This window comes from Lelliottia sp. 489, from assembly GCF_050435885.1.
Lineage (GTDB): Bacteria > Pseudomonadota > Gammaproteobacteria > Enterobacterales > Enterobacteriaceae > Enterobacter > Enterobacter nimipressuralis.
Map to the genome: position 1 here is coordinate 103653 of NZ_JBNDLC010000003.1, position 24580 is coordinate 128232.

General features: G+C 55.1%; 22 protein-coding genes and 5 tRNA genes. 13 read left to right on the plus strand and 14 right to left on the minus strand.

What is annotated here, in order from left to right; genetic code table 11:
* Positions 1-13: 13 nt before the first annotated feature.
* Positions 14-358, minus strand: coding sequence for a DUF2002 family protein (locus tag ABIE11_RS11730; protein ID WP_100779198.1), 345 nt, complete (start codon positions 356-358; stop codon positions 14-16).
* A gap of 160 nt (positions 359-518) precedes the next feature.
* On the opposite strand from ABIE11_RS11730, the gene ABIE11_RS11735 reads away from it, so the two are divergent.
* The 13 genes from ABIE11_RS11735 (at position 519) to leuA (ending at position 15386) form a co-directional block, all read left to right on the plus strand.
* The gene (locus ABIE11_RS11735; RefSeq protein WP_100779197.1) at positions 519-845 is read left to right on the plus strand and encodes a DUF883 domain-containing protein; all 327 of its coding nucleotides are present in this window, start codon (positions 519-521) and stop codon (positions 843-845) included.
* Between the two features lie 261 nt (positions 846-1106).
* Positions 1107-1346, plus strand: coding sequence for a glutaredoxin-like protein NrdH (gene nrdH / locus ABIE11_RS11740; RefSeq protein ID WP_100779196.1), 240 nt, complete (start codon positions 1107-1109; stop codon positions 1344-1346).
* The gene (nrdI, locus tag ABIE11_RS11745) at positions 1343-1753 is read left to right on the plus strand and encodes a class Ib ribonucleoside-diphosphate reductase assembly flavoprotein NrdI (protein ID WP_100779195.1); all 411 of its coding nucleotides are present in this window, start codon (positions 1343-1345) and stop codon (positions 1751-1753) included. Before nrdH ends, nrdI begins: the two co-directional genes overlap by 4 nt.
* Positions 1726-3870 (plus strand): class 1b ribonucleoside-diphosphate reductase subunit alpha, encoded by a 2145-nt coding sequence (gene nrdE, locus ABIE11_RS11750; RefSeq protein ID WP_429184557.1) that lies wholly within the window; start codon positions 1726-1728, stop codon positions 3868-3870. Before nrdI ends, nrdE begins: the two co-directional genes overlap by 28 nt.
* Positions 3871-3879: 9 nt before the next feature.
* Positions 3880-4839, plus strand: a complete 960-nt coding sequence (gene nrdF / locus ABIE11_RS11755) for a class 1b ribonucleoside-diphosphate reductase subunit beta (protein WP_429184558.1) — start codon at positions 3880-3882, stop codon at positions 4837-4839.
* A 390-nt stretch (positions 4840-5229) separates the two neighbouring features.
* Positions 5230-6432, plus strand: a complete 1203-nt coding sequence (gene proV, locus ABIE11_RS11760) for a glycine betaine/L-proline ABC transporter ATP-binding protein ProV (RefSeq protein WP_102105411.1) — start codon at positions 5230-5232, stop codon at positions 6430-6432.
* Entirely contained in the window at positions 6425-7492 is a 1068-nt protein-coding gene (gene proW / locus ABIE11_RS11765) for a glycine betaine/L-proline ABC transporter permease ProW (RefSeq protein WP_100779191.1), read from the plus strand. The genes proV and proW overlap by 8 nt, the downstream gene beginning before the upstream one ends.
* A 9-nt stretch (positions 7493-7501) precedes the next feature.
* The gene (proX, locus tag ABIE11_RS11770) at positions 7502-8497 is read left to right on the plus strand and encodes a glycine betaine/L-proline ABC transporter substrate-binding protein ProX (protein ID WP_100779190.1); all 996 of its coding nucleotides are present in this window, start codon (positions 7502-7504) and stop codon (positions 8495-8497) included.
* Between the two features lie 172 nt (positions 8498-8669).
* Positions 8670-9854: an MFS transporter gene (locus tag ABIE11_RS11775; RefSeq protein WP_100779189.1), complete on the plus strand. Its 1185-nt coding sequence runs from the start codon at positions 8670-8672 to the stop codon at positions 9852-9854.
* Between the two features lie 381 nt (positions 9855-10235).
* The gene (gene mprA / locus ABIE11_RS11780; RefSeq protein WP_100779188.1) at positions 10236-10766 is read left to right on the plus strand and encodes a transcriptional repressor MprA; all 531 of its coding nucleotides are present in this window, start codon (positions 10236-10238) and stop codon (positions 10764-10766) included.
* A 128-nt stretch (positions 10767-10894) separates the two neighbouring features.
* Positions 10895-12070: a multidrug efflux MFS transporter periplasmic adaptor subunit EmrA gene (gene emrA, locus ABIE11_RS11785; protein ID WP_100779187.1), complete on the plus strand. Its 1176-nt coding sequence runs from the start codon at positions 10895-10897 to the stop codon at positions 12068-12070.
* A 16-nt stretch (positions 12071-12086) separates the two neighbouring features.
* Complete coding sequence (emrB, locus tag ABIE11_RS11790; protein WP_100779186.1) at positions 12087-13625, plus strand: multidrug efflux MFS transporter permease subunit EmrB; 1539 nt, start codon at positions 12087-12089, stop codon at positions 13623-13625.
* A gap of 111 nt (positions 13626-13736) precedes the next feature.
* Complete coding sequence (gene leuA, locus ABIE11_RS11795; RefSeq protein WP_429184559.1) at positions 13737-15386, plus strand: 2-isopropylmalate synthase; 1650 nt, start codon at positions 13737-13739, stop codon at positions 15384-15386.
* Here the strand turns inward: leuA and ABIE11_RS11800 are convergent.
* The 13 genes from ABIE11_RS11800 to recX all read right to left on the minus strand — a co-directional run bounded on the left by ABIE11_RS11800 (position 15383) and on the right by recX (position 24520).
* Entirely contained in the window at positions 15383-16147 is a 765-nt protein-coding gene (locus tag ABIE11_RS11800; protein ID WP_429184560.1) for an AraC family transcriptional regulator, read from the minus strand. The genes leuA and ABIE11_RS11800 overlap by 4 nt on opposite strands.
* 100 nt (positions 16148-16247) lie before the next feature.
* The gene (luxS, locus tag ABIE11_RS11805; protein ID WP_100779183.1) at positions 16248-16763 is read right to left on the minus strand and encodes an S-ribosylhomocysteine lyase; all 516 of its coding nucleotides are present in this window, start codon (positions 16761-16763) and stop codon (positions 16248-16250) included.
* 152 nt (positions 16764-16915) lie between these two features.
* On the minus strand, positions 16916-18460 hold the full coding sequence (gene gshA / locus ABIE11_RS11810) for a glutamate--cysteine ligase (RefSeq protein WP_429184561.1): 1545 nt from the start codon (positions 18458-18460) through the stop codon (positions 16916-16918).
* A gap of 85 nt (positions 18461-18545) precedes the next feature.
* Entirely contained in the window at positions 18546-18974 is a 429-nt protein-coding gene (locus ABIE11_RS11815; protein ID WP_429184562.1) for a YqaA family protein, read from the minus strand.
* The gene (gene yqaB, locus ABIE11_RS11820) at positions 18971-19537 is read right to left on the minus strand and encodes a fructose-1-phosphate/6-phosphogluconate phosphatase (RefSeq protein WP_100779182.1); all 567 of its coding nucleotides are present in this window, start codon (positions 19535-19537) and stop codon (positions 18971-18973) included. The genes ABIE11_RS11815 and yqaB overlap by 4 nt, the downstream gene beginning before the upstream one ends.
* Positions 19538-19795: 258 nt before the next feature.
* Positions 19796-19872 (minus strand) — tRNA-Arg (locus tag ABIE11_RS11825).
* A gap of 162 nt (positions 19873-20034) precedes the next feature.
* Positions 20035-20111, minus strand: a tRNA-Arg gene (locus ABIE11_RS11830).
* 65 nt (positions 20112-20176) lie between these two features.
* Positions 20177-20253 (minus strand) — tRNA-Arg (locus tag ABIE11_RS11835).
* A 64-nt stretch (positions 20254-20317) separates the two neighbouring features.
* Positions 20318-20394 (minus strand) — tRNA-Arg (locus tag ABIE11_RS11840).
* A gap of 4 nt (positions 20395-20398) precedes the next feature.
* Positions 20399-20491: transfer RNA gene (locus ABIE11_RS11845), tRNA-Ser, on the minus strand.
* A gap of 342 nt (positions 20492-20833) precedes the next feature.
* On the minus strand, positions 20834-21019 hold the full coding sequence (csrA, locus tag ABIE11_RS11850) for a carbon storage regulator CsrA (RefSeq protein ID WP_000906486.1): 186 nt from the start codon (positions 21017-21019) through the stop codon (positions 20834-20836).
* A 241-nt stretch (positions 21020-21260) separates the two neighbouring features.
* A complete protein-coding gene (alaS, locus tag ABIE11_RS11855) occupies positions 21261-23888 on the minus strand; it encodes an alanine--tRNA ligase (protein ID WP_181826751.1) in 2628 nt (875 codons plus the stop codon).
* 131 nt (positions 23889-24019) lie between these two features.
* Positions 24020-24520, minus strand: a complete 501-nt coding sequence (recX, locus tag ABIE11_RS11860) for a recombination regulator RecX (protein ID WP_429184563.1) — start codon at positions 24518-24520, stop codon at positions 24020-24022.
* Between the last annotated feature and the right edge of the window lie 60 nt (positions 24521-24580).

Genomic DNA, 24580 nt, shown 5'->3' on the forward strand with positions numbered 1-24580 from the left:
GCCAGTCGCACGTTTATTGCGGTTCGCCAAACAGACCTGTCAGAAATCGCTCCAGCGCCATGCGGGAGCTAAAACCATGCGGAATACCGTAATGCTGGTGCCGTTCTCCGGCTAAATACAGCGGAAATTCCTGATAATGATCGCAGGTTTTGATATCCGTGGCAGGTTCAGCAAACGACAAACTACGGTCTTTAAGGGTGGGGTGAATAATCAGCGCAGTGCGTCCCATTCGGGCTTCGCGGTTAACATAGACATAATTATCGCCACGGCGATATCCGTATGTTTTTTGAGTCACTGCATCCATGATGAAACCCGCTTTTTCAAGAACGCGCGCCACCTCATCGGGTCGTAAATACATATTTTATCCTCGTTATCTTTTCCTGCGGGCCAACCTTACAATAATCATCGTTGGCAACGCTTTCAGATAAATCCATAAAGGCCACGATAAGTCGTGACTCGCTTCAGATATTAAAAACCTGGACTAAACTGTGTGTGAACGCAAAATTATGGAGGATCGTATGTTTAACAGACCGAACCGAAACGATATTAATGACGACGCTCAGGATATTCGTAACGATGTCAGCCAATTAGCCGACACACTGGAGGATGTATTGAAATCCTGGGGCTCAGATGCAAAGGATGAGGCGGATGTCGCCAGACGTAAGGCTCAGTCTCTGCTGCGTGAAACCCGCGCCCGGATGCATGGCCGCTCGCGCACCACGCAGGCCGCCTGCGATGCGATTGGCTGTGCCAATACCTTTATCCGTGAAAAACCGTTGTACGCTGTGGGGACCGTTGCCGCAGTAGGGATTTTTATCGGTGCCTTGCTGACGCTGCGTAAATAACCTTAAAACGCGTCATTTGCTGACCCTCGTTCGCCTCTGCGATCGGGGGTTTTTATTTTTACGGTCAAAAAAACGTCAGAAGCCGCGTGCAGCCTTCCCCTCCTCGCATCGCTCATCATCAAGGCAAAATCAATTGATAAATCCCATATCTTGTATGGTTGAAACTTACATCAACTACATCTAGTATCCCCTCTAACAAGACACACACAACCCGACGCGCTCATTCGCGCCGCTCCTTCATTCTAAATGGAAATACGAATCATGAGCATTACTATTTACACTCGTAACGACTGTGTTCAGTGCCACGCCACGAAACGTGCAATGGAAAACCGTGGCGTCGCGTTTGAGATGGTGAATGTGGACTTGCAGCCCGATGCGGCAGACGCCCTGCGCGCGCAAGGATTTCGTCAGCTTCCGGTAGTGATCGCCGGGGAAACCAGCTGGTCAGGCTTTCGCCCGGACATGATTAATCGCCTTCAAACGCAGGCCGTCAGCGCATGAGCCTGCTCGTCTACTTCTCCAGCAGCTCGGAAAATACGCTGCGCTTTATCGAGCGTCTCGGGCTGCCCGCCGTGCGTATTCCGCTCAACGAGCGCGAGCGCATTCAGGTAGACGAACCTTATATTCTGGTGGTCCCCAGCTATGGCGGCGGTGGAACGGCGGGCGCGGTGCCCCGTCAGGCAATCCGCTTTCTTAATGATCCCCACAACCGGGCGCTGATTCGCGGTGTGATCGCCGCAGGCAATCGCAATTTTGGCGACGCGTTCTGCCGTGCCGGGGATGTTATCTCTCAAAAGTGCGGCGTGCCGTATCTCTATCGTTTTGAACTGATGGGGACACAGCAGGACGTAGAGAACGTGCGTAAAGGAGTGAACGAATTTTGGCAACGACAACCGCAGAACGCGTAGTGCAAGGCTCAACGGATTACCATGCCCTGAACGCTATGCTGAACCTCTACGATCGCGAGGGGAATATTCAGTTTGGCAAAGACCACGAGGCGGTGGAGGCCTTTTTTGCCGCCCACGTCCGCCCGAACACGCTCTCTTTTGCCAGCCAGCAGGCGCGCCTCGACTATCTGGTCAACGAAGGTTATTACGAAGCGCGGGTGCTGACGCGCTACGATCGCGACTTTGTGGTGAAACTGTTTGAACGCGCCCACGCCAGCGGTTTCCGTTTCCAGACGTTCCTCGGCGCCTGGAAGTATTACACCAGCTACACGCTCAAAACTTTCGACGGCAAACGCTATCTGGAAAGTTTTGAAGATCGCGTCTGTATGGTGGCCTTAACGCTCGCGCAGGGCGATGAAGCGCTGGCACAACAGCTGACGGACGAGATCCTCTCGGGCCGCTTCCAGCCCGCCACGCCGACGTTCCTCAACTGCGGGAAAGCCCAGCGCGGTGAGCTGGTCTCCTGCTTCCTGCTGCGTATTGAAGACAATATGGAGTCGATTGGCCGGGCAGTGAACTCGGCTCTGCAGCTTTCCAAACGCGGGGGCGGCGTTGCGTTTCTGCTGTCGAATCTGCGGGAGTCTGGCGCGCCGATCAAGCGCATCGAAAACCAGTCTTCTGGCGTGATCCCGGTGATGAAAATGCTGGAAGATGCGTTTTCCTACGCTAACCAGCTGGGTGCGCGCCAGGGCGCGGGCGCGGTGTATCTCCACGCCCATCATCCGGACATCCTGCGGTTTCTCGATACCAAACGCGAAAACGCCGATGAAAAAATCCGCATCAAAACGCTGTCCCTCGGGGTGGTGATCCCGGATATCACCTTCCAGCTGGCGAAAGAGAATGCCGAGATGGCCCTCTTCTCGCCATATGACATTGAGCGCATCTACGGCAAGCCGTTCGGCGATGTGGCCATTAGCGAACTGTACGACGAACTGGTCGCTGACGATCGCATTCGCAAAAAAACCATTAATGCCCGCGACTTCTTCCAGACTCTGGCCGAGATCCAGTTCGAGTCCGGCTACCCGTACATCATGTATGAAGATACGGTGAACCGCGCTAACCCGATTGCCGGGCGCATCAACATGAGCAATCTGTGCTCGGAGATTTTGCAGGTCAACAGCGCGTCGACTTACGGCGAGAATCTGGATTACGCTGAAACAGGCAAAGATATCTCCTGCAATCTTGGCTCACTGAATATTGCCCACACCATGGATTCCCCGAATTTTGGCCGCACTGTGGAAACCGCGATTCGTGGCCTGACGGCGGTATCTGACATGAGCCACATCCGCAGCGTGCCGTCGATCGAGGCCGGGAATGCCGCGTCTCACGCCATCGGGCTGGGGCAGATGAATTTGCACGGCTATCTGGCGCGCGAAGGCATTCCTTACGGCAGTGCCGAAGGGCTGGATTTCACCAATTTCTATTTCTACACCATCACCTGGCATGCCCTGCATACCTCAATGATGCTGGCCCGCGAGCGTAACCAGCGCTTCGCCGGGTTTGAACAGTCGCGCTACGCCAGCGGAGAGTATTTTAATCAGTATCTGGAAAGTGACTGGCAGCCGAAAACCGAGAAAGTGCGGGCGTTGTTCGCCCGTGCCGGGGTCCCGATTCCGACGCGCGAGATGTGGCAGCAGCTGCGCGCCGACGTCATGCAGTACGGCATCTACAACCAGAACCTGCAGGCGGTGCCGCCTACCGGATCGATTTCCTATATCAACCACGCGACGTCGAGCATTCACCCTATCGTCTCAAAGATTGAGATCCGCAAGGAAGGCAAAACCGGACGCGTCTACTATCCCGCGCCGTTTATGACCAACGAGAACCTGGCGCTCTATCAGGATGCCTATGAAATCGGCCCGGAGAAGATTATTGATACTTACGCCGAGGCGACCCGCCATGTGGATCAGGGGCTGTCGCTGACGCTGTTCTTCCCCGATACCGCCACCACGCGCGATATCAACAAGGCGCAGATTTACGCCTGGAAGAAAGGCATCAAAACCCTGTACTACATTCGCCTGCGTCAGCTTGCGCTGGAAGGCACCGAAATTGAAGGCTGCGTGTCCTGCGCGCTGTAAGGAGAAAGGATGAAACTGTCACGCGTAAGCGCCGTTAACTGGAACAAAATTCAGGACGATAAAGATCTGGAGGTGTGGAACCGCCTGACCAGTAACTTCTGGCTGCCGGAAAAAGTGCCGCTCTCCAACGATATTCCGGCGTGGGCCACCCTCAGCCACGCCGAACAGCAGCTGACCATTCGCGTGTTTACCGGGCTGACGCTGCTGGACACTATTCAGAACACCGTCGGTGCCCCGGCGCTGATGGCGGATTCGCTGACGCCTCACGAAGAGGCGGTGATGTCGAATATTAGTTTTATGGAGGCAGTCCACGCCCGTTCCTACAGCTCGATTTTCTCGACGCTGTGCCAGACCAAAGATGTGGATGCGGCCTATACCTGGAGTGAAGAGAGCGCCCCGCTCCAGCGCAAAGCCCAGCTGGTGCTGGAGTATTACCAGGCAGATGAGCCGCTGAAGAAGAAAATCGCCAGCGTGTTCCTGGAATCTTTCCTCTTCTATTCCGGCTTCTGGCTGCCGATGTACTGGTCGAGTCGCGGCAAGCTGACCAACACCGCCGATTTGATTCGCCTGATCATCCGCGACGAAGCGGTTCACGGGTATTACATCGGCTATAAATATCAGAAAGGGCTGGAGAAGATTAGCGACGCAAAACGCGAGGAGCTGAAAGGTTTTGCGCTGGATTTGCTGATGGATCTTTATGACAACGAGCTGAGCTACACGGCAGAGCTGTATGCGGGAACCGGCTGGGAGGAGGATGTCAAAGCGTTCCTCTGCTACAACGCCAACAAAGCGCTGATGAATCTCGGCTACGAGGCGCTGTTCCCGCCGGAGATGGCGGAGGTGAATCCGGCGATTCTGGCGGCGCTCTCGCCGAATGCCGACGAAAACCACGACTTCTTCTCCGGGTCCGGCTCATCCTACGTGATGGGTAAAGCGGTGGAAACGGAGGATGAGGACTGGGATTTTTAGCGCGGTATTTTCCCCTTCATTTTAACCCTCTCCCGACGGGGAGAGGGGATCGTCAAATCGCCAGACCTAACGCTCGTTAATTTAATATAAATCCCATTTTCTCCCCACAAATATTCCCTGTAATCTATACTGTAATTCCAGCGTCATATTCTCCTGAATCATTCCGATCCAGAAGAAATTCCCCGACCGCGCGGCAAAAATCTCAGAAAAATTCGACACCCGCTCAGCCCTTACCTCATGGGAAATTCAGCCATTTCACCACTCGCAAAATTCGTGCCACACGTGGCACAAGGGTTGTCTCAGATTCTCAGTATGTTAGGGTATGGCCAGTTCATTATTTTTAATGGTATTGATATCGACGCTAATAAATAACGGGAATCACTCTATTGCATGGCAATTAAATTAGAAGTTAAAAATCTCTATAAAGTATTTGGCGAGCATCCACAGCGCGCGTTCAAATATATTGAAAAAGGACTTTCAAAAGAACAAATCCTGGAGAAGACAGGATTATCCCTTGGCGTTAAAGACGCCAGTCTGGCAATTGAAGAAGGCGAGATTTTCGTCATCATGGGGTTATCCGGTTCGGGTAAATCCACTATGGTTCGCCTTCTCAATCGCCTGATTGAACCCACCCGCGGACAGGTGCTGATTGATGGCGTTGATATCGCCAGAATATCTGACGCCGAGCTTCGTGAGGTGCGCAGGAAAAAGATTGCGATGGTCTTCCAGTCATTCGCGCTAATGCCACATATGACGGTACTGGATAATACCGCTTTCGGTATGGAATTAGCGGGAATCCCTGCGGCGATTCGCCAGGAAAAAGCGCTGGATGCATTACGCCAGGTGGGACTGGAAAATTATGCCCACGGCTATCCGGATGAACTTTCTGGCGGTATGCGTCAGCGCGTCGGTTTAGCCCGCGCATTAGCCATCAATCCCGATATTTTATTAATGGATGAAGCCTTCTCGGCCCTCGATCCATTAATTCGTACCGAGATGCAGGATGAGCTGGTAAAACTGCAGGCAAAACATCAGCGAACCGTGGTCTTTATTTCCCACGATCTCGATGAAGCGATGCGTATTGGCGATCGTATTGCCATTATGCAAAATGGCGAAGTGGTGCAGGTCGGCACGCCGGACGAAATTCTGAATAATCCGGCCAATGATTATGTGCGCACCTTCTTCCGGGGCGTGGATATTAGCCAGGTGTTTAGCGCGAAAGATATTTCCCGCCGCGCACTGGATGGCATTATTCGCCGCACGCCAGGTTTTGGCCCGCGCTCGGCGCTGAAACTGCTGCAGGACGAAGACCGCGAATATGGCTATGTCATTGAGCGCGGTAATAAATTTGTAGGCATTGTCTCCATCGACTCTCTGAAAAAAGCGCTTAGCGAAAACCAGGGAATCGATGCGGCGTTACTCGACGCTCCGCTTGCCGTGGACGCCGAAACGCCGCTCAGCGAGTTGCTCTCTCACGTCGGCCAGGCACCCTGCGCGGTTCCGGTCATTGGAGAAGAACAACAGTACGTCGGCATCATCTCAAAACGCATGTTGCTGCAGGCTTTAGATCGCGAGGGGGCAAACAATGGCTGATCAATCTAATCCGTGGGGAACCACAGAAGCGGCAGATAGCGCCGCACAATCGGCAGACGCATGGGGAACTTCTGCGCCTGCGCCCGCTGACGGCGGTAGCACCGCCGACTGGCTCAACAGCGCTCCGGCGCCCGCGCCAGAACATTTCAATATTATGGACCCGTTCCATAAGACCCTAATCCCGCTGGACAGCTGGGTGACCGAAGGCATCGACTGGGTGGTGACCCACTTCCGTCCGGTGTTCCAGGGCATTCGCGTCCCGGTGGATTACATCCTCAACGGCTTCCAGCAGATGATGCTCGGAATGCCCGCCCCTGTAGCCATTGCGCTGTTCGCACTCATTGCGTGGCAGTTCGGCAGTGCAGGTATGGGGATCGCCACGCTCATTTCACTGATTTTAATTGGTGCTATCGGTGCCTGGTCTCAGGCGATGATTACTCTGGCGCTGGTGCTCACCGCCCTGCTGTTCTGCGTAGTGATCGGTTTGCCGATGGGCATATGGCTGGCACGCAGCCCGAGGGCGGCGAAAATTATTCGTCCGCTGCTGGATGCGATGCAGACCACGCCGGCGTTTGTCTATCTGGTACCTATCGTAATGCTATTCGGGATCGGTAACGTACCGGGCGTGGTAGTGACCATTATCTTCGCCCTGCCGCCGATTATCCGTCTGACCATCCTGGGGATTAACCAGGTGCCAGCCGATCTGATCGAAGCGTCACGCTCGTTCGGTGCCAGCCCGCGTCAGATGCTGTTTAAAGTGCAGCTCCCGCTGGCGATGCCCACCATTATGGCAGGCGTGAACCAGACGCTGATGCTCGCCCTCTCGATGGTGGTGATCGCCTCAATGATTGCCGTGGGTGGCCTCGGCCAGATGGTACTGCGCGGCATCGGTCGTCTCGATATGGGACTGGCCACCGTGGGCGGCGTCGGGATTGTGATCCTCGCCATTATTCTTGACCGCCTGACTCAGGCAGTCGGTCGCGATTCACGCAGTCGCGGCAACCGTCGCTGGTACAGCACCGGCCCGGTCGGGTTGATTACCCGTCCATTCATTAAATAAGGAACAACGATGCGACATAACATCCTTTTTGCCACAGCGTTTGCCACCCTTGTCTCTACCAGCGCATTCGCCGCTGACCTGCCGGGTAAAGGCATTACCGTTCAACCGGTACAGAGCACAATTTCGGAAGAGTCCTTCCAGACCATGATCGTCAGCCGCGCCCTGGAAAAATTGGGTTATACGGTCAATAAGCCGAGCGAAGTGGATTACAACGTCGGCTACACCTCGATTGCCTCTGGCGATGCGACCTTCACCGCCGTGAACTGGCAGCCGCTGCATGATGATATGTATGCCGCTGCCGGCGGGAGTAAGAAGTTTTACCGCGAAGGCACCTTCGTGACCGGCGCTGCGCAGGGCTATTTGGTCGACAAGAAAACCGCCGACAAATACCACATCACCAATGTTGAGCAGCTTAAAGATCCGAAGATCGCCAAACTGTTCGATACCAACGGTGACGGCAAAGCCGACATGATGGGCTGCTCGCCGGGCTGGGGCTGTGAGGCGGTGATTAACCACCAGAACAAAGCTTTCGATCTGGAAAAGACCGTCGATGTGAGCCACGGTAACTACTCCGCGATGATGGCAGATACCATCGCCCGCTTTAAAGAGGGTAAACCGGTGATCTACTACACCTGGACGCCGTACTGGGTGAGCGACGTACTGAAGCCAGGTAAAGACGTGGTGTGGCTGCAGGTGCCGTTCTCTTCTCTGCCAGGTGAGCAGAAAGATATCGACACCAAGCTGCCAAACGGCATGAACTACGGTTTCCCGGTGAACACCATGCATATCGTTGCGAACAAAGCCTGGGCTGAGAAAAACCCGGCGGCGGCGAAGCTGTTCTCGGTGATGAAACTGCCGCTGGCTGATATCAACGCGCAGAATGCGATGATGCATGAAGGCAAATCGTCTGAAGCCGATGTCCAGGGTCACGTTGACGGCTGGATCAAAGCCCACCAGCAGCAGTTTGACGGCTGGGTGAACGAGGCGCTGGCAGCGCAGAAGTAACGCTTTTCCCTTACCTCGCCCTCTCCCGTCGGGAGGGGGTTAGAGTGAGGGCATCAAACTCCCCCAGGCCTAAACCGCACAAACCACCACGCAACAAATCCCCAACATTCACATTCATCCGTTATGATGGTTTCTGAAAAAATAATCACTTAACTCACGATTCCTGACTCTCATGACGAAAACTTCTCAAGGGCTTAGCCCGGCACTTATTCTGCTCATGTCTGTGGCAACTGGCCTCGCGGTGGCCAGTAACTACTATGCGCAACCTTTACTCGACACCATCGCCCGCGCCTTTTCGCTCTCCGCCAGTTCCGCCGGTTTTATTGTGACGGCCGCCCAGCTCGGCTACGCCGCGGGCCTGCTGTTCCTCGTGCCGCTCGGCGATATGTTTGAACGCCGCAGACTGATCGTCTCCATGACGCTGCTGGCAGCGGGCGGGATGTTAATTACGGCCTCCAGCCAGTCGCTGGGGATGATGATCCTCGGTACGGCGCTGACCGGATTGTTCTCGGTCGTGGCCCAGATCCTCGTGCCGCTGGCCGCCACGCTCGCGGCGCCAGAAAAGCGCGGCAAAGTGGTGGGAACGATCATGAGCGGCCTGCTGCTGGGGATTTTGCTGGCGCGAACCGTTGCCGGGCTGCTGGCAAGTCTTGGCGGTTGGCGCACGGTCTACTGGGTCGCCAGCGTGCTGATGGTCGTGATGGCCTTTGCCCTGTGGCGCGGCCTGCCAAAAGTGAAGCAGGAAAATCATCTTAACTACCCTCAGCTTCTCGGCTCGGTGTTCAGCCTGTTCACCCAGGATAAACTTCTGAGAACGCGCGCGTTGTTGGGGTGTTTCACCTTTGCCAACTTCAGCATTCTGTGGACCTCAATGGCCTTCCTGCTGGCCTCGCCGCCGTTCAACTATTCCGAAGGGGTGATTGGCCTGTTTGGTCTGGCGGGTGCGGCCGGTGCGCTGGGCGCTCGCCCTGCCGGTGGTCTGGCGGATAAAGGCAAATCACATCTGACAACTTCCGCCGGGCTGGTGATGCTGCTCCTCTCCTGGGCGGCGATCTGGTACGGGCATATCTCGGTGCTGTCGCTGATTGTCGGGATTCTGGTCCTCGACCTGACCGTACAGGGCGTGCATATCACTAACCAGACGGTAATCTATCGCGTGAAGCCCGAGGCACGTAACCGCCTGACTGCCGGTTACATGACCAGCTACTTTATTGGCGGTGCGGCAGGCTCCCTGATCTCGGCGTCCGCGTGGCAGCATTACGGCTGGACCGGCGTGTGCGTGGTCGGTACCCTTGTTGCAGCCGTTAACCTGCTCATCTGGTGGCGTGGCTATCACCTTCAGGAAGCCATTATCTAAGCTTTACATCGGTTTGGGGCTTCTTAGGGTGTTAAGCAGCCCCGCACTCTGTTAAGGTGAGCGTAATTATTTATCCCAGAAATTTTACTGTGGGTGACATATTAGAATACCGCATGAATAGTTCAGACCTACTGGCTGCTCCCGGCCCCATCAGATTGCCGACATTTCCGTTCTGTTTGAAACCTCATGCTGTTTCTCATCACCCGACCCCGTCTTTCGTGGGCGTTAGCCCTTTCATTTCTGTGCTTACCGGGTCACGGATTCGCCCGGCACTTTCTGACAGTGATATCAGTTTGGCGGATATAACCGCACAAATAATTCATTTACATTATTTGTCACTGTCGTTACTATATCGACTGTAATTAATGAGGTCATGCCCAAATGGATAGTTCGTTTACCCCAATTGAACAAATGCTTAAATTTCGCGCCAGTCGCTACGAGGACTTCCCGTATCAGGAGATCCTGTTGACCCGTCTTTGCATGCACATGCAGGGTAAGCTGCTGGATAACCGCAATAAAATGCTGAAAGCTCAAGGGATTAACGAGACGTTGTTTATGGCGTTAATTACCCTGGAATCTCAGGAAGATCACAGCATTCAGCCCTCTGAATTGAGCTGCGCCCTGGGTTCTTCTCGCACTAACGCGACCCGCATCGCGGATGAGCTGGAAAAACGCGGCTGGATTGAACGCCGTGAAAGCGACAACGATCGCCGTTGCCTGCATCTGCAACTGACCGATAAAGGTCATGAATTCCTGCGTGGGGTGCTTCCACCTCAGCACAACTGTCTGCATCAGCTTTGGTCTGCCCTGAGCACGACCGAGCGCGACCAGCTAGAGCACATCACTCGCAAGCTCCTCACCCGTCTGGATCAGATGGACGAAGAGGGCGCCATTCTCGAGGCGCTAAGCTAACGCGACGACACGCTCAACCATCCAGATTACATAAGAAATACTGATAGGCCAGCACGTTACACTGCTGGCCTTTCTGACAACAGGTCGGCCCAGCCGATGTGAAAATAAGAAGATCGTGGAGAACTACAATGAGCGCAAATGCGGAGAACACTCCCCCGCAGCAACCGGTCAACACTAAGAAAGGCAAACGCAAAAGCGCCCTTCTGCTGCTGACTTTGCTCTTTATTATTATTGCCGTGGCATATGGGATCTATTGGTTTTTAGTACTGCGTCATATTGAAGAGACCGATGACGCATACGTGGCAGGGAACCAGGTTCAGATTATGGCGCAGGTGTCGGGCAGCGTGACGAAAGTCTGGGCTGACAATACCGACTTTGTGCAAAAAGGAGATGTGCTGGTCACGCTCGATCCGACCGATGCGCAGCAGGCGTTTGAAAAAGCGCAGACGCAGCTGGCCTCAAGCGTGCGTCAAACCCGTCAGTCGATGATCAACAGCAAGCAGTTGCAGGCGAGCATCGATGTGCAGAAAACTGCCCTGGCGCAGGCGCAGAGCGACCTGAATCGTCGCGTACCGCTCGGCACCGCCAACCTGATTGGCCGTGAAGAGCTACAACACGCGCGTGACGCCGTGGCCAGCGCGCAGGCGCAGCTTGACGTGGCAATCCAGCAGTACAACGCCAACCAGGCGATGATTCTGGGTACCCATCTTGAAGAGCAGCCTGCCGTTAAACAGGCGGCAACCGAAGTGCGTAACGCCTGGCTTGCCCTGCAACGTACTAAAATTGTCAGCCCGATGACCGGCTACGTCTCCCGTCGTTCCGTTCAGCCTGGCGCACAGATTAGCACCACGACGCCGCTGATGGCGGTGGTTCCGGCGAACAATCTGTGGGTAGATGCCAACTTCAAAGAGACGCAGCTGGCCCACATGCGTATTGGCCAGACCGCGACTATCGTCAGTGATATTTACGGCGACGACGTGAAGTACACCGGTAAAGTGGTCGGTCTGGATATGGGTACCGGCAGCGCGTTCTCCCTGCTGCCTGCGCAGAACGCCACCGGTAACTGGATCAAAGTGGTTCAGCGTCTGCCGGTTCGTATTGAACTGGACGCTAAACAGCTGACGGATCACCCGCTGCGTATCGGTCTGTCGACCCTGGTAACGGTAGATACCGCTGACCGCGAAGGTCAGATGCTGGCGAATCAGGTCCGAAATCATCCGGCCTATGAAAGCAACGCCCGTGAAATCAGCCTTGATCCGGTCAACAAGCTGATTGACGACATCGTGAAAGCGAACGCCGGTTAATCCGAAGGTGAGTGGTATGCAACAGCAAAAACCGCTGGAGGGGGCGCAGCTGGTCATTATGACCATTGCGCTGTCGCTGGCGACATTCATGCAGGTGCTGGACTCCACCATCGCAAACGTGGCGATCCCGACCATCGCCGGTAACCTTGGCTCGTCCCTGAGCCAGGGGACCTGGGTGATCACCTCGTTTGGGGTCGCGAATGCGATCTCCATTCCGATTACCGGGTGGCTGGCGAAACGCGTCGGGGAAGTTCGACTGTTCCTGTGGTCAACGGTGTTGTTCGTCATCGCCTCCTGGGCGTGCGGCATGTCCAACAGCCTGACCATGCTGATCTTCTTCCGTGTGATTCAGGGGATTGTCGCCGGGCCGTTAATCCCGCTCTCCCAGAGCTTGCTGCTGAATAACTACCCGCCCGCCAAGCGCTCAATCGCTCTGGCGCTGTGGTCGATGACCGTTATCGTCGCGCCGATCTGTGGCCCGATCCTCGGTGGGTATATCAGTGACAACTACCACTGGGGCTGGATCTTCTTCATCAACGTGCCCATCGGTGCGTTGGTGGTGCTGATGACGCTGCAATCCCTGCGCGGTCGGGAAACCAAAACCGAGCAGCGGCGCATCGACGGCGTGGGCCTGGCACTGCTGGTGTTAGGGATCGGCAGCCTGCAGATCATGCTGGACCGGGGTAAAGAGCTGGACTGGTTTGCGTCGCAGGAGATCATTGTCCTTACCGTGGTCGCTGTGGTGGCAATCAGCTTCCTGATTGTCTGGGAGCTGACGGACGATAACCCGATAGTCGATCTGTCGCTCTTTAAGTCGCGAAACTTCACCATCGGCTGCCTGTGTATCAGTCTCGCCTATATGCTCTATTTCGGCGCGATTGTTCTGCTGCCGCAGCTGTTGCAGGAGGTATACGGCTACACGGCGACCTGGGCGGGTCTGGCTTCGGCACCGGTCGGTTTGATTCCGGTCCTGCTGTCGCCGATTATTGGCCGCTTTGCCCATAAGCTCGACATGCGTCGACTGGTGACCTTCAGCTTTATTATGTATGCGGTGTGCTTCTACTGGCGTGCGTACACCTTCGAACCGGGAATGGACTTTGGCGCGTCCGCGTGGCCGCAGTTTATTCAGGGCTTCGCCGTGGCGTGCTTCTTTATGCCACTCACCACCATCACGCTCTCTGGCTTACCGCCGGAACGGATGGCGGCGGCATCGAGCCTGTCGAACTTCACCCGTACGCTGGCAGGCTCCATCGGGACGTCTATCACCACGACTTTGTGGACTAACCGCGAGTCGCTGCACCATGCGCAGCTGACGGAATCGGTGAATCCGTTTAACCCGAACGCCCAGCAGATGTACTCCGAGTTGCAAAGTATGGGGATGACGGAGCAGCAGGCGTCTGGCTGGATTGCCCAGCAGATCACCAACCAGGGATTGATTATCTCCGCCAACGAAATCTTCTGGATTTCTGCGGGTATTTTCATTCTGTTGCTGGGGTTAATCTGGTTTGCCAAACCGCCGTTCGGCGCGGGCGGTGGCGGCGGTGGCGCGCACTAACGCACCGCTTCGCCGGGAAAGTTGTCCATTTCTCTACAGCTTCTGTCAGTCCTGATAAAGCAGCGCTCCTGAAATCGCTTCACGATAGTGAAAAGACAACAGGAGCGCATCATGCTGAAAAACCCCGCACAAAAATACCAACCCTATACGACTGTCTCCCTGCCCGACCGTCGCTGGCCGGAGCAACGCATCACCCAGGCACCGCGCTGGCTCTCCACCGATTTACGTGATGGCAATCAGGCGCTGGCTGAACCGATGGACAGCGCGCGTAAACTGCAGTTCTGGGATTTGCTCCTCGGCTGTGGTTTTAAGGAGATTGAAGTCGCCTTCCCCTCCGCCTCGCAGACCGATTTCAATTTTGTCCGCCAGCTGATTGAAGAGAACCGCATCCCCGATGATGTCACTATTCAGGTGCTCACCCAGGCGCGAGAAGAGTTGATTACGCGCACTTTCGAATCCTTACGCGGGGCAAAACAGGCAACGATTCATCTGTATAACGCCACCGCGCCCCTGTTCCGCCGCCTGGTGTTTGGCATGGATAAAGCTCAGATTATTGCACTGGCCGTTCGCTCAACGCGCCAGATCCGCACCTTGTGCGAGGAGAACCCGCAGACACACTGGCAATACGAATACTCCCCGGAGACCTTCTGCTTTACCGAGCCGGAATTTGCGCTGGAAATTTGTGAAGCCGTTGCGGAGATCTGGCAGCCGTGCGCGCAAAGGCCGATGATCATCAACCTGCCAGCAACCGTGGAAGTCAGCACGCCGAACGTCTATGCCGATCAGATTGAGTATTTTTGCCGCCACTTCAGCCGCCGCCGCGATGTCTGCATTAGCGTTCACCCGCATAACGATCGCGGCACGGGCGTGGCAAGCGCAGAACTGGCGGTGATGGCAGGGGCCGATCGCGTGGAGGGCTGTCTGTTTGGCAACGGCGAACGCACGGGGAATGTCTGTCTGGTCACGCTGGCGATGAATTTATACAGCCAGGGTGTTAGCCCTCACCTCGATTTCAGTAACATGACTCAGGTCGTCGAGGTGGTGGAGAGCTGCAATCAGCTGCCCGTTCATCCACGCCATCCGTGGGCCGGGCGTCTGGCTTATACCGCCTTTTCCGGCTCCCATCAGGATGCGATCAAAAAAGGCTTCGATGCCCGTAAACCGGATGAACGCTGGGAGATGCCCTATCTGCCGGTCGATCCGCAGGATATCGGCTGTTCCTACGAGGCGGTTATCCGCGTTAACAGCCAGTCGGGGAAAAGCGGCAGCGCATGGCTGATTGAGCAAAATCACGGACTCAAATTGCCCCGCGCCCTGCAGCAAGATTTCAGCCAGCACGTACAACAAGAAACAGACAGCCACGGCAAAGAGATGACACAAAACGCGCTGTGGCAGCTTTTTCGGGCGCGTTACGGCCTGGTGGCAACGCCGCATTTTGCCCTGCAAAGCTACCGCAGTGAGAGTCAGCAGGACGGGCAGCTGCGCTTAACCGCCACTGTCGCCGTCGATGGCGGTACGCGCCAGCTTGAGGGGCAAGGAAACGGTCTGTTATCGGCGGCGGCCAGCGGGATGCGTCTCTGGCTGAGTACGCCGTTTGTGATTAAGGATTATCACGAACACTCGCTGGGCGAGCGCAGCGACAGCCGTTCGGTGGCCTATATTCGCTGTCTTTTTCAGGATGGCACTAGCCGCTGGGGTGTGGGGATCGATAACGACGTGGCGCGCGCCTCGCTTCAGGCGCTGTTAAACGCGGTCGGTTAAGCGTCTTTGAAATAGTCGCTGGGTGAGATCCCCATCACCCGGCGGAACATCGCCGTGAAGGCGCTGTGGCTGCCGTAGCCCAGATCGAGTGCCACGCGCAGCACCGGCTGGCCCTGCGCCAGACGCACCAGCGCTTCCAGCAGGCGCGCCCGCCGCGTCCATTCCCCGTAGCTCAACCCGGTCTGCTGCTGAAAATGGCGGTTCAGGGTACGTTCACTCATATTGGTGAGGCTGGCGGCCTGCGCGCTGCTCCAGTTATTCTCTGGCGCGCGGCGGATTTGCTGACAGAGCTGGCGCAGCGTGTCCGTCTCCGGTTCAGGCAAACAGAATGGCAGCACCGGCATCAGGCGGATTTCATCGAGAATCAGCTCATAAACGCGCTCGTCGCGGCTGCCGGGAGAATACGATTCAGGCAGATCGAATGCGCTGACGATCAGTTCACGCAGTAACGGGGAGATCTGTACGATCTGGCACGAAGCGGGGAGATCGGCGCGGGCCAGGGGATCGATAAACAGCGTGCGCGCCGCCACCTTGCTGGTGATACGGATGGCGTGCTGTGTTCCGGCGGGCAGCCAGACGCCACGCCCCGGCGGGACCACCCAGCAGCCTGCTTTTGTATCGACCCGCACTACCCCACTCAGGCTGTGCAACAGCTGGGCACAGTCGTGCTGATGCCACGGCTCGCTGTCGCCGTGCTGATAGTCATGGGCGAAAGGAACCAACGGGCGATGGGTAAAGGAGAAGGTTGAGGTTGTCGTCATAGGGTTTTGCCGGATGGCGGCTGCGCCGTATCCGGCCTACCTGTCGATATTTCGGTAGGCCCGGTAGACGCAGCGCCACCGGGCATCTGCGGGCATCATGCTAGATGTGCAGTTCCTGCAGGGTTTCTTTCGGCAGCGCCAGCTCTTCATTGCTGTTCACGCGAACGTCACGATCGATGATGTGACGCGCGATTTCCTGCGCTTCTTCCAGAGAGTGCATCTGATAAGTACCGCACTGGTAGATGTTCAGCTCAGGGATCTGGTTCTGCTCTTTCACTTTCAGCACGTCGGCCATCGCCGCTTTCCAGGCATCCGCCACGCGCGTTTCATCTGGCTGGCCAATCAGGCTCATGTAGAAACCGGTACGACAGCCCATTGGGGAGATGTCGATGATTTCCACGCCGTTGCCGTTCAGGTGATCGCGCATGAAACCGGCGAACAGGTGCTCCAGAGTGTGAATGCCTTTTTCTGGCATCACTTCTTTGTTCGGCACGCAGAAACGCAGGTCGAATACGGTGATTGTGTCGCCGTGCGGGGTATGCATGGTTTTCGCAACACGTACTGCAGGTGCTTCCATACGGGTATGGTCGACAGTGAAGCTATCTAATAACGGCATACGTCACCTCCGATAGTGATTATTTTTAAAATAAAATGAACTCTTTCTTCCACTGCGCGTCTGAGTATATGAAAGACGCGCATTTGTTATCATCATCCCTGATTTCAGAGATGTATATTTTGGCCACAGCGATGTGGCCTTTTTCTTTTCTGTCAGGCGTTCTTCGCCAGAAACTCTTCAAACGACTCGGTATCCGCAGCTTCGATTTCACGCTGACGCACCACCGATGCCTCACGCTCCGCCACGAAATCCTCTTCGCTTAAGACTTCCAGCGGCTCCTGCTGCAGCATGTCGCGATACTGTGCGGCAAGCGAACGGCCGGTTCCACCGATACCTTGATCAATCATAGAACGCAGAATGCGCGCTGAGAACGTCAGTTCCGGGTTATCAAACGATTCGACCAGCTGATCGCACACCTTTTGATACTCCTCGCCGCCGTAAACGCTGTCCATCGTCTGCGCCACACGTTTGAGATCGCGGAATAGATCTTTGCCGACTTTCGCCAGCGGGAACTGCGCCGTTTCACAGCCGATACCCAGCGTCAGGCCAGGCTTGCGCCCTTCCAGAATCACACGATTCCAGTTGGTGCGCGTACAGAGCAGTTCGTCAGAACTCATCTCTGGCGCATCCGCGAGTACGCACCAGACCATAAACAGATCCAGGAAACGCACCTGCTGCTCGTCGACGCCAATTGGCGAGAACGGGTTGATGTCCAGCGAGCGCACTTCAATGTACTCAATGCCGCCGCGCTCCAGCGCATCTGACGGCGCTTCGCCACTACGCGTAACGCGTTTCGGGCGGATCGGCGCGTACAGCTCGTTTTCAATCTGCAGCACATTGCTGTTGATCTGCAGGCGCTTACCGTCTTTCTCAAGGCCGATTTTCTCGTACTCTTCCGACGGTGTTTTGATCGCTCGCTTCAAGCCTGTCACATATTCGTGCAATTCGTTAAACGTAATTCCGAGATTGCTTTGCGACTTATTGGTATAACCAAGGTCACTCAGGCGCAGAGAGGTGGCGTACGGCAGGTAATACATGCCGCAATCGGTCTTCTCAAACGGCAGTGTGGTCGGTTTGCCCTGCAGGAACGAGGAGCAAATCGCCGGTGAGGCACCGAACAGGTACGGAATCACCCAGCCAAAGCGGTAGTAGTTGCGGATCAGACGGAAATACCCCGCCGAGATCGCCTCTTTATCCGTTTCGCCGCACTTCGCCTGCCAGAACGCCATCGGCAGCGAGAAGTTGTAATGCACGCCGGAGATGGTCTGCATTAACGCGCCGTAGCGGTTTTTGAGGCCTTCGCGATAGAGCGTTTTCAGGCGGCCAATGTTCGAGGTGCCGTATTGCGCCAGCTCAATATCCTGCCCCTGCTCGATATAACACGGCATGCTCAGTGGCCACATGCGTTCATCGCCCAATTGACGGGCAGTAAAGCGGTGAACGTCACGCATCAGAGTCAGCATGTGGTCAATGTCGCCATCGACGGGCGTAATGAACTCAAGCAGCGCTTCGGCGAAGTCGGTGGTGATCCATTTATGTGTCAGCGCAGAGCCTAGCTCTTTCGGATGGCCGGTTGTTGCCAGACTGCCATCTTCATTCACGCGCAGTGTTTCGCGCTCAAGCCCACGCTGAATCCCCTTCAGGGCCTGAGGGTGTTTTTCCAGCCAGGCCAGCGCCTGTGATACGTCCGGGATCAAATTGACCTCCCGCCTGTCAAAATAAGAGTTATCCAGCATAAATTGTAATGGTTGACGATTGAAGGTCGCTTTTTCATTCCACCAATTAGTGCCACCACGTCATGCCCTGCAGGGTTGCCAGTGCCACGAGGACATAGCGCAACGCCTTGCCAAGGCATAAAAAAAAGAGCACTGGTCCCCAGGAGATGCGCATCCATCCCGCCAGCAGACACAGTAAATCGCCTATAACAGGCATCCAGCTTAGTAAAAGCGTGGCAGCACCATAGCGTTTAAGCCAGCCTGCTGCCTTTTCCTGCCAGCGTGATGTTTTACGCAGCGGAAAGAAACGCCCAAGAATAACGTTAGTCAGCCCTCCAAGGCTATTACCCATTGTTGCTATTACTACCAACAACCAGGGCTGACTCACACCAGATAACAGCATCGCGACCAGCACAACTTCCGAATTACCCGGTAAGAGTGTGGCACTTAAAAAACTGCTGGCAAATAAAGAGGTGAGTGACAGCAGGTCACTCACAGCAGGCGAACATCCACAGCGTCCATTCCGGCGTCACGCGCGGCCTGAATGCCAAAGTCTGCATCCTCAAACACCACGCACTTATGCGCCGGAACGCCCATCAGTTCCGCGCAAAGCAGAAAGGTGTCCGGAGCGGGTTTGTGGTTTTGAACATGATCGGCGGCGACAACCGCAGAGAAATAGTGACGCAAGCCCAGATGATTGAGCAGCGCTTCCGCAACAGCACTTTCACTTCCCGTGCCAACGGACATCGGACGACGACCGTGCCACTCTTTGACAACGTCAATCAGCGGAAGCGGACGAACGGTGTCTAAAAGCATGGCTTTGACGGCATCGGTTTTTTCACGGGCCAGCAGATGGGGGTCGAGATCGGCGTGGTTTAGCTCAATCACGGCCTGAGCGATTCGCCAGGTGGGTGAGCCATTCAGCGCAACCATCGCCTGTAAGTCGAACGTCATGCCATAACGACCCAGAACGTCATTCCAGGCTTTACGGTGTGTGGGTTCGGTATCCAGGATGGTGCCATCCATGTCGAAGATCAGACCGTCATACTGTGCGTACATCGTGCTCTCGCCAAACGATTAACAAGACATTACTTTATCGTAAACGAGGATTTTTGTCGCTGATTCTGGTTGTAATACAAAGGGGATGGTGAGTAATTGAACTGTGGTGGAGATACTGAAGAGAAATGGTACATCCGGGGGGATTACTCGGCTGCGCCTCACCCGACGGGCCGTTGCTAAAGCAACGTTATCCTCCCTGATAGTCGCGAGCATCTCGCAGACCTTGAAACAACAGCGTGGCTGCTATCTCGGAGAATATGGTGCATCCGGGAGGATTCGAACCTCCGACCGCTCGGTTCGTAGCCGAGTACTCTATCCAGCTGAGCTACGGATGCATCAGGGTGTACTGCTAATGACATAGTAAATGGTGCATCCGGGAGGATTACTCGGCTGCGCCTCACCCGATGGGCCGTTGCTAAAGCAACGTTATCCTCCCTGGTACTCGCGAGCATCTCGCAGACCTTGAAACAACAGCGTGGCTGTTATCTCGGAGAATATGGTGCATCCGGGAGGATTCGAACCTCCGACCGCTCGGTTCGTAGCCGAGTACTCTATCCAGCTGAGCTACGGATGCATCGGGATTTACTATTTTACTGCTTGATACGTCATATCACTTCTAAAGCAATATGAAGTAATAGATGGTGCATCCGGGAGGATTCGAACCTCCGACCGCTCGGTTCGTAGCCGAGTACTCTATCCAGCTGAGCTACGGATGCATCAGGGGGTACTGCTTTTACTGCTGATTCAATGTCACTCAACAAGCCGCAACACTGAGAATGATGGTGCATCCGGGAGGATTCGAACCTCCGACCGCTCGGTTCGTAGCCGAGTACTCTATCCAGCTGAGCTACGGATGCAAAATGGCGGTGAGGCGGGGATTCGAACCCCGGATGCAGCTTTTGACCGCATACTCCCTTAGCAGGGGAGCGCCTTCAGCCTCTCGGCCACCTCACCACACAACGCCTCTTTCGAGTGCTTCGAGTAACTCGTTAAGAGCTTCTCGTCGCTGCGTGGCGCATATATTACTTTCTGGGACTTATAAGTCAAACAATTTTCCACAAGCTTTTATCGTTTGCACAAATCACACTCAATTCGCATGTAAAAGCCGCAAAGAGGGTGTTTTATAAACGGATTTTGCGGACATCAGCACAGAAATCCTCAGGCAAAATTGCGGTCTTTGAGCGAGATAAGGGTTTGAGAGAGACAAAAAATGGAAGGAATGAAATCGAACGGTAACTTTATGCAGGAAGAATATCGAGAGCGTTGCGTCTCGCCGGGCGGCGAGACGCGATAATATCAGTAACTGGACTGCTGGGATTTTTCAGCCTGGATACGCTGGTAGATCTCTTCACGATGGACAGAGACTTCTTTAGGGGCGTTCACACCAATACGTACCTGGTTACCCTTCACCCCTAAAACTGTCACGGTGACCTCATCCCCAATCATGAGGGTCTCACCAACTCGACGAGTCAGAATCAGCATTCTTTGCTCCTTGAAAGATTAAAAGAGTCGGGTCTCTTGTATCCCGGCATTATCCATCATATAACGCCAAAAAGTAAGCGATGACAAACACGTAATGTGTAAGCAGTCACGGCATCACATTCTGTTAAACGTAAGTTTAGCCGATATACACAAACTCAACCTGACTTTATCGTTAGCGATAGCGTAGTGATAAAAACGCCATAACGGTGAGGTTATGGCGTCTTTTTACGCTTTGTAATTATTACAGTTTAGCGCTTACCCAGCTTTCAACGCTGGCCAATGCTGCTGGAAGTGCTGCCACATCCGTACCACCGGCTTGTGCCATGTCGGGACGACCACCACCTTTGCCACCCACTTGCTGAGCGACCATACCAATCAGTTCCCCAGCTTTCACGCGGTCAGTCACATCCTTAGAGACGCCCGCAATCAGAGAAACCTTACCTTCAGCCGCTGTCGCCAGAACGATAACCGTTGAACCGAGCTGGTTCTTGAGATCATCAACCATGGTACGAAGCATCTTAGGTTCAACGCCTGCCAGTTCGCTGACTAGCAGTTTAACACCTTTAATTTCAACCGCTTTGCTGGAGAGGTTTGCGCTCTCCTGCACCGCAGCCTGCTCTTTCAACTGCTGCAGCTCTTTTTCCAGCTGACGAGTACGTTCCAGCGCGCTACGTACTTTCTCACCCAGATTGTGGCTATCGCCTTTAAGCAGCTGGGCAATGTCGTGCAGTTGGTCGCTTTCAGCATGCAGGCTGGCGATCGCGCCTTCACCGGTCACGGCTTCGATACGACGTACGCCAGCGGCAGTGCCTGATTCAGACAGGATACGGAACAGGCCGATATCACCCGTACGTGAGGCGTGAGTACCACCGCACAGTTCGGTGGAGAAATCACCCATGCTCAGGACGCGAACGCGCTCGTCGTATTTCTCGCCGAACAGCGCCATAGCCCCTTTCGCTTTCGCTGCTTCGAGATCCATGATGTGGGTCTCGATTGGCAGGTTACGGCGAATCTGGGCGTTGACCATATCTTCCACCGCGCGAATTTCAGACGGTTTCATCGCTTCGAAATGCGAGAAGTCAAAGCGCAGTACTTTGTCGTTCACCAGAGAACCTTTCTGAGCAACGTGCGTACCCAGCACATCGCGCAGGGCGGCATGCATCAGGTGCGTTGCAGAGTGGTTCAGACGAATGCGCGCGCGGCGAGCTTCATCCACTTCGGCTTTCACGCCTGCGCCGACTTTCAGGGAACCTGAAGCCAGTTTGCCGACGTGACCAATTGCCTGGCCGTATTTCTGGGTGTCAGTGACGGTGAAGGCAAAATCGCTACCTTTTAGCTCACCTTTATCGCCCACCTGGCCGCCAGATTCCGCGTAGAACGGCGTTTTATCCAGAACGACAACCGCATCCTGGCCTGCGCTGATGCTGTCCACGGCTTTGCCGTCAACAAACAGTGCGGTCACTTTACCGGTCAGTTCCAGATGGTCGTAGCCCTGGAATTCAGAAGCGCTATCGACGCGAATCATCGCGTTGTAGTCTGCGCCGAAACCGCTGGATTCACGCGCACGGCGGCGCTGCTCTTCCATTGCGGCCTCAAAGCCCGCTTCGTCGACTTTAATATTACGTTCACGGCAAACGTCAGCAGTCAGATCGACCGGGAAGCCGTAGGTGTCGTACAGACGGAATGCGGTGTCGCCATCCAGCGTATCGCCGGACAGTTTTGAGAGTTCTTCGTCCAGCAGCGCCAGACCGCGCTCAAGGGTACGTGCAAACTGCTCTTCTTCGGTTTTCAGCACCTGCTCAACCTGCGCCTGCTGGCGTTTCAGTTCGTCGCCCGCCGCACCCATGACGCCAATCAGTGGCCCCACCAGTTTATAGAAGAAGGTGTCCTTCGCGCCCAGCATGTTGCCGTGACGGATCGCACGACGAATGATACGACGCAGCACATAGCCACGGTTTTCATTCGACGGGATAACGCCGTCAGCAATCAGGAAGGCACAGGAACGAATGTGGTCCGCAATGACGCGCAGAGATTTGTTGCTCAGATCGGTCGCACCGGTCACTTCAGCCACGGATTTAATCAGGGTGCTGAACAGATCGATGTCGTAGTTGGAGTTCACGTGCTGCAGCACCGCGGCGATACGCTCCAGACCCATACCGGTATCTACGGAAGGCTTCGGCAGCGGCTCCATGGTGCCGTCAACCTGACGGTTGAACTGCATGAAGACGATGTTCCAGATCTCAATGTAGCGATCGCCGTCTTCTTCTGCGGTGCCCGGAGGTCCGCCCCAGATGTGGTCGCCGTGATCGTAGAAGATCTCGGTACAAGGGCCGCATGGACCGGTGTCACCCATCTGCCAGAAGTTGTCAGACGCGTATGGCGCGCCCTTGTTATCGCCGATGCGAATAATGCGCTCACGCGGGATACCGACTTCTTTTTCCCAGATTTCGTAAGCTTCATCATCGGTTTCGTAGACGGTCACCCACAGACGCTCTTTCGGCAGGTTGAACCAGTTTTCACCGGTCAGCAGTTCCCACGCGTATTGAATGGCATCGTGTTTAAAGTAGTCGCCGAAGCTGAAGTTACCCAGCATCTCGAAGAAAGTATGGTGACGTGCGGTGTAACCGACGTTTTCCAGATCGTTGTGTTTACCGCCCGCACGCACGCAACGCTGTGACGTTGTGGCGCGGGAATAATTACGCTTGTCGAGACCAAGGAAAACATCCTTGAACTGGTTCATCCCGGCGTTGGTAAACAGAAGAGTCGGGTCATTGTTCGGTACCAGGGAGCTGCTGGCAACAACCTGGTGTCCCTTACTATGGAAAAAGTCGAGAAACGCCTGACGGATCTCAGCGGTGCTCTTGCTCATAATTATCCTGAAATCAAGCTAACGAAATGTCGCAGCCAGCCTGTCTCTGTTGATGCCTGGACGGACTGACTACTGGAAAAAGTGGGAATAAGATAAGTTTTCTTGCAAGGGAAGTAAAATCCCGCATGCGCTCAATCGGCAAAATTACGCCATATATCCTGAATATCTTCCATCAGGAAGCCGCGGTACAACAAAAATCGCTGGATTTTAACTTTTTCTGAAAATTCACGCGGCAGGGGTTCACCGTATTTACGAATCGCCTGCTCGCGGGCCAGCTCACACCAGTCAATGTCGCACTCACGCATGGCCTCATCGATGGCCGCACGCGCGATGCCTTTTTGGTTTAGCTCCTGACGGATCCTGGCCGGGCCATAGCCCTTGCGGCTCCGGCTGGAGATGAAGCGCGTGACAAAACGACTGTCATCGAGGTACCGATATTCATAGCACCAGGCAATGACGCGATCATAATCTTCTGCCGTAGCGTCGATTGCTTCCGGGCCGTTTTTTCCCATCACGGGCGCGGAGAGTTTACGGCGCAGCTCTTGCTCGCTGTGATCGCGTACGGCAAGAATGCGTACAGCTCTATCCAGTAAACGGGCGTAGGCAGGGCGGCGCGAGGTGTTTTCACTCATAACAAACCCGCTGTTTTATAAATGCAAAAAGGGCCGCAATCGCAGCCCTTGTTTTTAGAC

What these genes read in the sequence shown, in the direction of transcription:
- ABIE11_RS11775 (WP_100779189.1), top strand. Translation starts at nt 8,670, where the DNA reads ATGACGAAAACTTCTCAAGGGCTTAGCCCGGCACTTATTCTGCTCATG.
- ABIE11_RS11800 (WP_429184560.1), bottom strand. Translation starts at nt 16,147, where the DNA reads ATGACGACAACCTCAACCTTCTCCTTTACCCATCGCCCGTTGGTTCCT.
- nrdI (WP_100779195.1), top strand. Translation starts at nt 1,343, where the DNA reads ATGAGCCTGCTCGTCTACTTCTCCAGCAGCTCGGAAAATACGCTGCGC.
- proW (WP_100779191.1), top strand. Translation starts at nt 6,425, where the DNA reads ATGGCTGATCAATCTAATCCGTGGGGAACCACAGAAGCGGCAGATAGC.
- recX (WP_429184563.1), bottom strand. Translation starts at nt 24,520, where the DNA reads ATGAGTGAAAACACCTCGCGCCGCCCTGCCTACGCCCGTTTACTGGAT.
- mprA (WP_100779188.1), top strand. Translation starts at nt 10,236, where the DNA reads ATGGATAGTTCGTTTACCCCAATTGAACAAATGCTTAAATTTCGCGCC.
- leuA (WP_429184559.1), top strand. Translation starts at nt 13,737, where the DNA reads ATGCTGAAAAACCCCGCACAAAAATACCAACCCTATACGACTGTCTCC.
- ABIE11_RS11735 (WP_100779197.1), top strand. Translation starts at nt 519, where the DNA reads ATGTTTAACAGACCGAACCGAAACGATATTAATGACGACGCTCAGGAT.
- emrA (WP_100779187.1), top strand. Translation starts at nt 10,895, where the DNA reads ATGAGCGCAAATGCGGAGAACACTCCCCCGCAGCAACCGGTCAACACT.
- emrB (WP_100779186.1), top strand. Translation starts at nt 12,087, where the DNA reads ATGCAACAGCAAAAACCGCTGGAGGGGGCGCAGCTGGTCATTATGACC.
- proX (WP_100779190.1), top strand. Translation starts at nt 7,502, where the DNA reads ATGCGACATAACATCCTTTTTGCCACAGCGTTTGCCACCCTTGTCTCT.
- nrdH (WP_100779196.1), top strand. Translation starts at nt 1,107, where the DNA reads ATGAGCATTACTATTTACACTCGTAACGACTGTGTTCAGTGCCACGCC.
- proV (WP_102105411.1), top strand. Translation starts at nt 5,230, where the DNA reads ATGGCAATTAAATTAGAAGTTAAAAATCTCTATAAAGTATTTGGCGAG.
- nrdF (WP_429184558.1), top strand. Translation starts at nt 3,880, where the DNA reads ATGAAACTGTCACGCGTAAGCGCCGTTAACTGGAACAAAATTCAGGAC.
- csrA (WP_000906486.1), bottom strand. Translation starts at nt 21,019, where the DNA reads ATGCTGATTCTGACTCGTCGAGTTGGTGAGACCCTCATGATTGGGGAT.
- luxS (WP_100779183.1), bottom strand. Translation starts at nt 16,763, where the DNA reads ATGCCGTTATTAGATAGCTTCACTGTCGACCATACCCGTATGGAAGCA.
- ABIE11_RS11730 (WP_100779198.1), bottom strand. Translation starts at nt 358, where the DNA reads ATGTATTTACGACCCGATGAGGTGGCGCGCGTTCTTGAAAAAGCGGGT.
- alaS (WP_181826751.1), bottom strand. Translation starts at nt 23,888, where the DNA reads ATGAGCAAGAGCACCGCTGAGATCCGTCAGGCGTTTCTCGACTTTTTC.
- yqaB (WP_100779182.1), bottom strand. Translation starts at nt 19,537, where the DNA reads ATGTACGCACAGTATGACGGTCTGATCTTCGACATGGATGGCACCATC.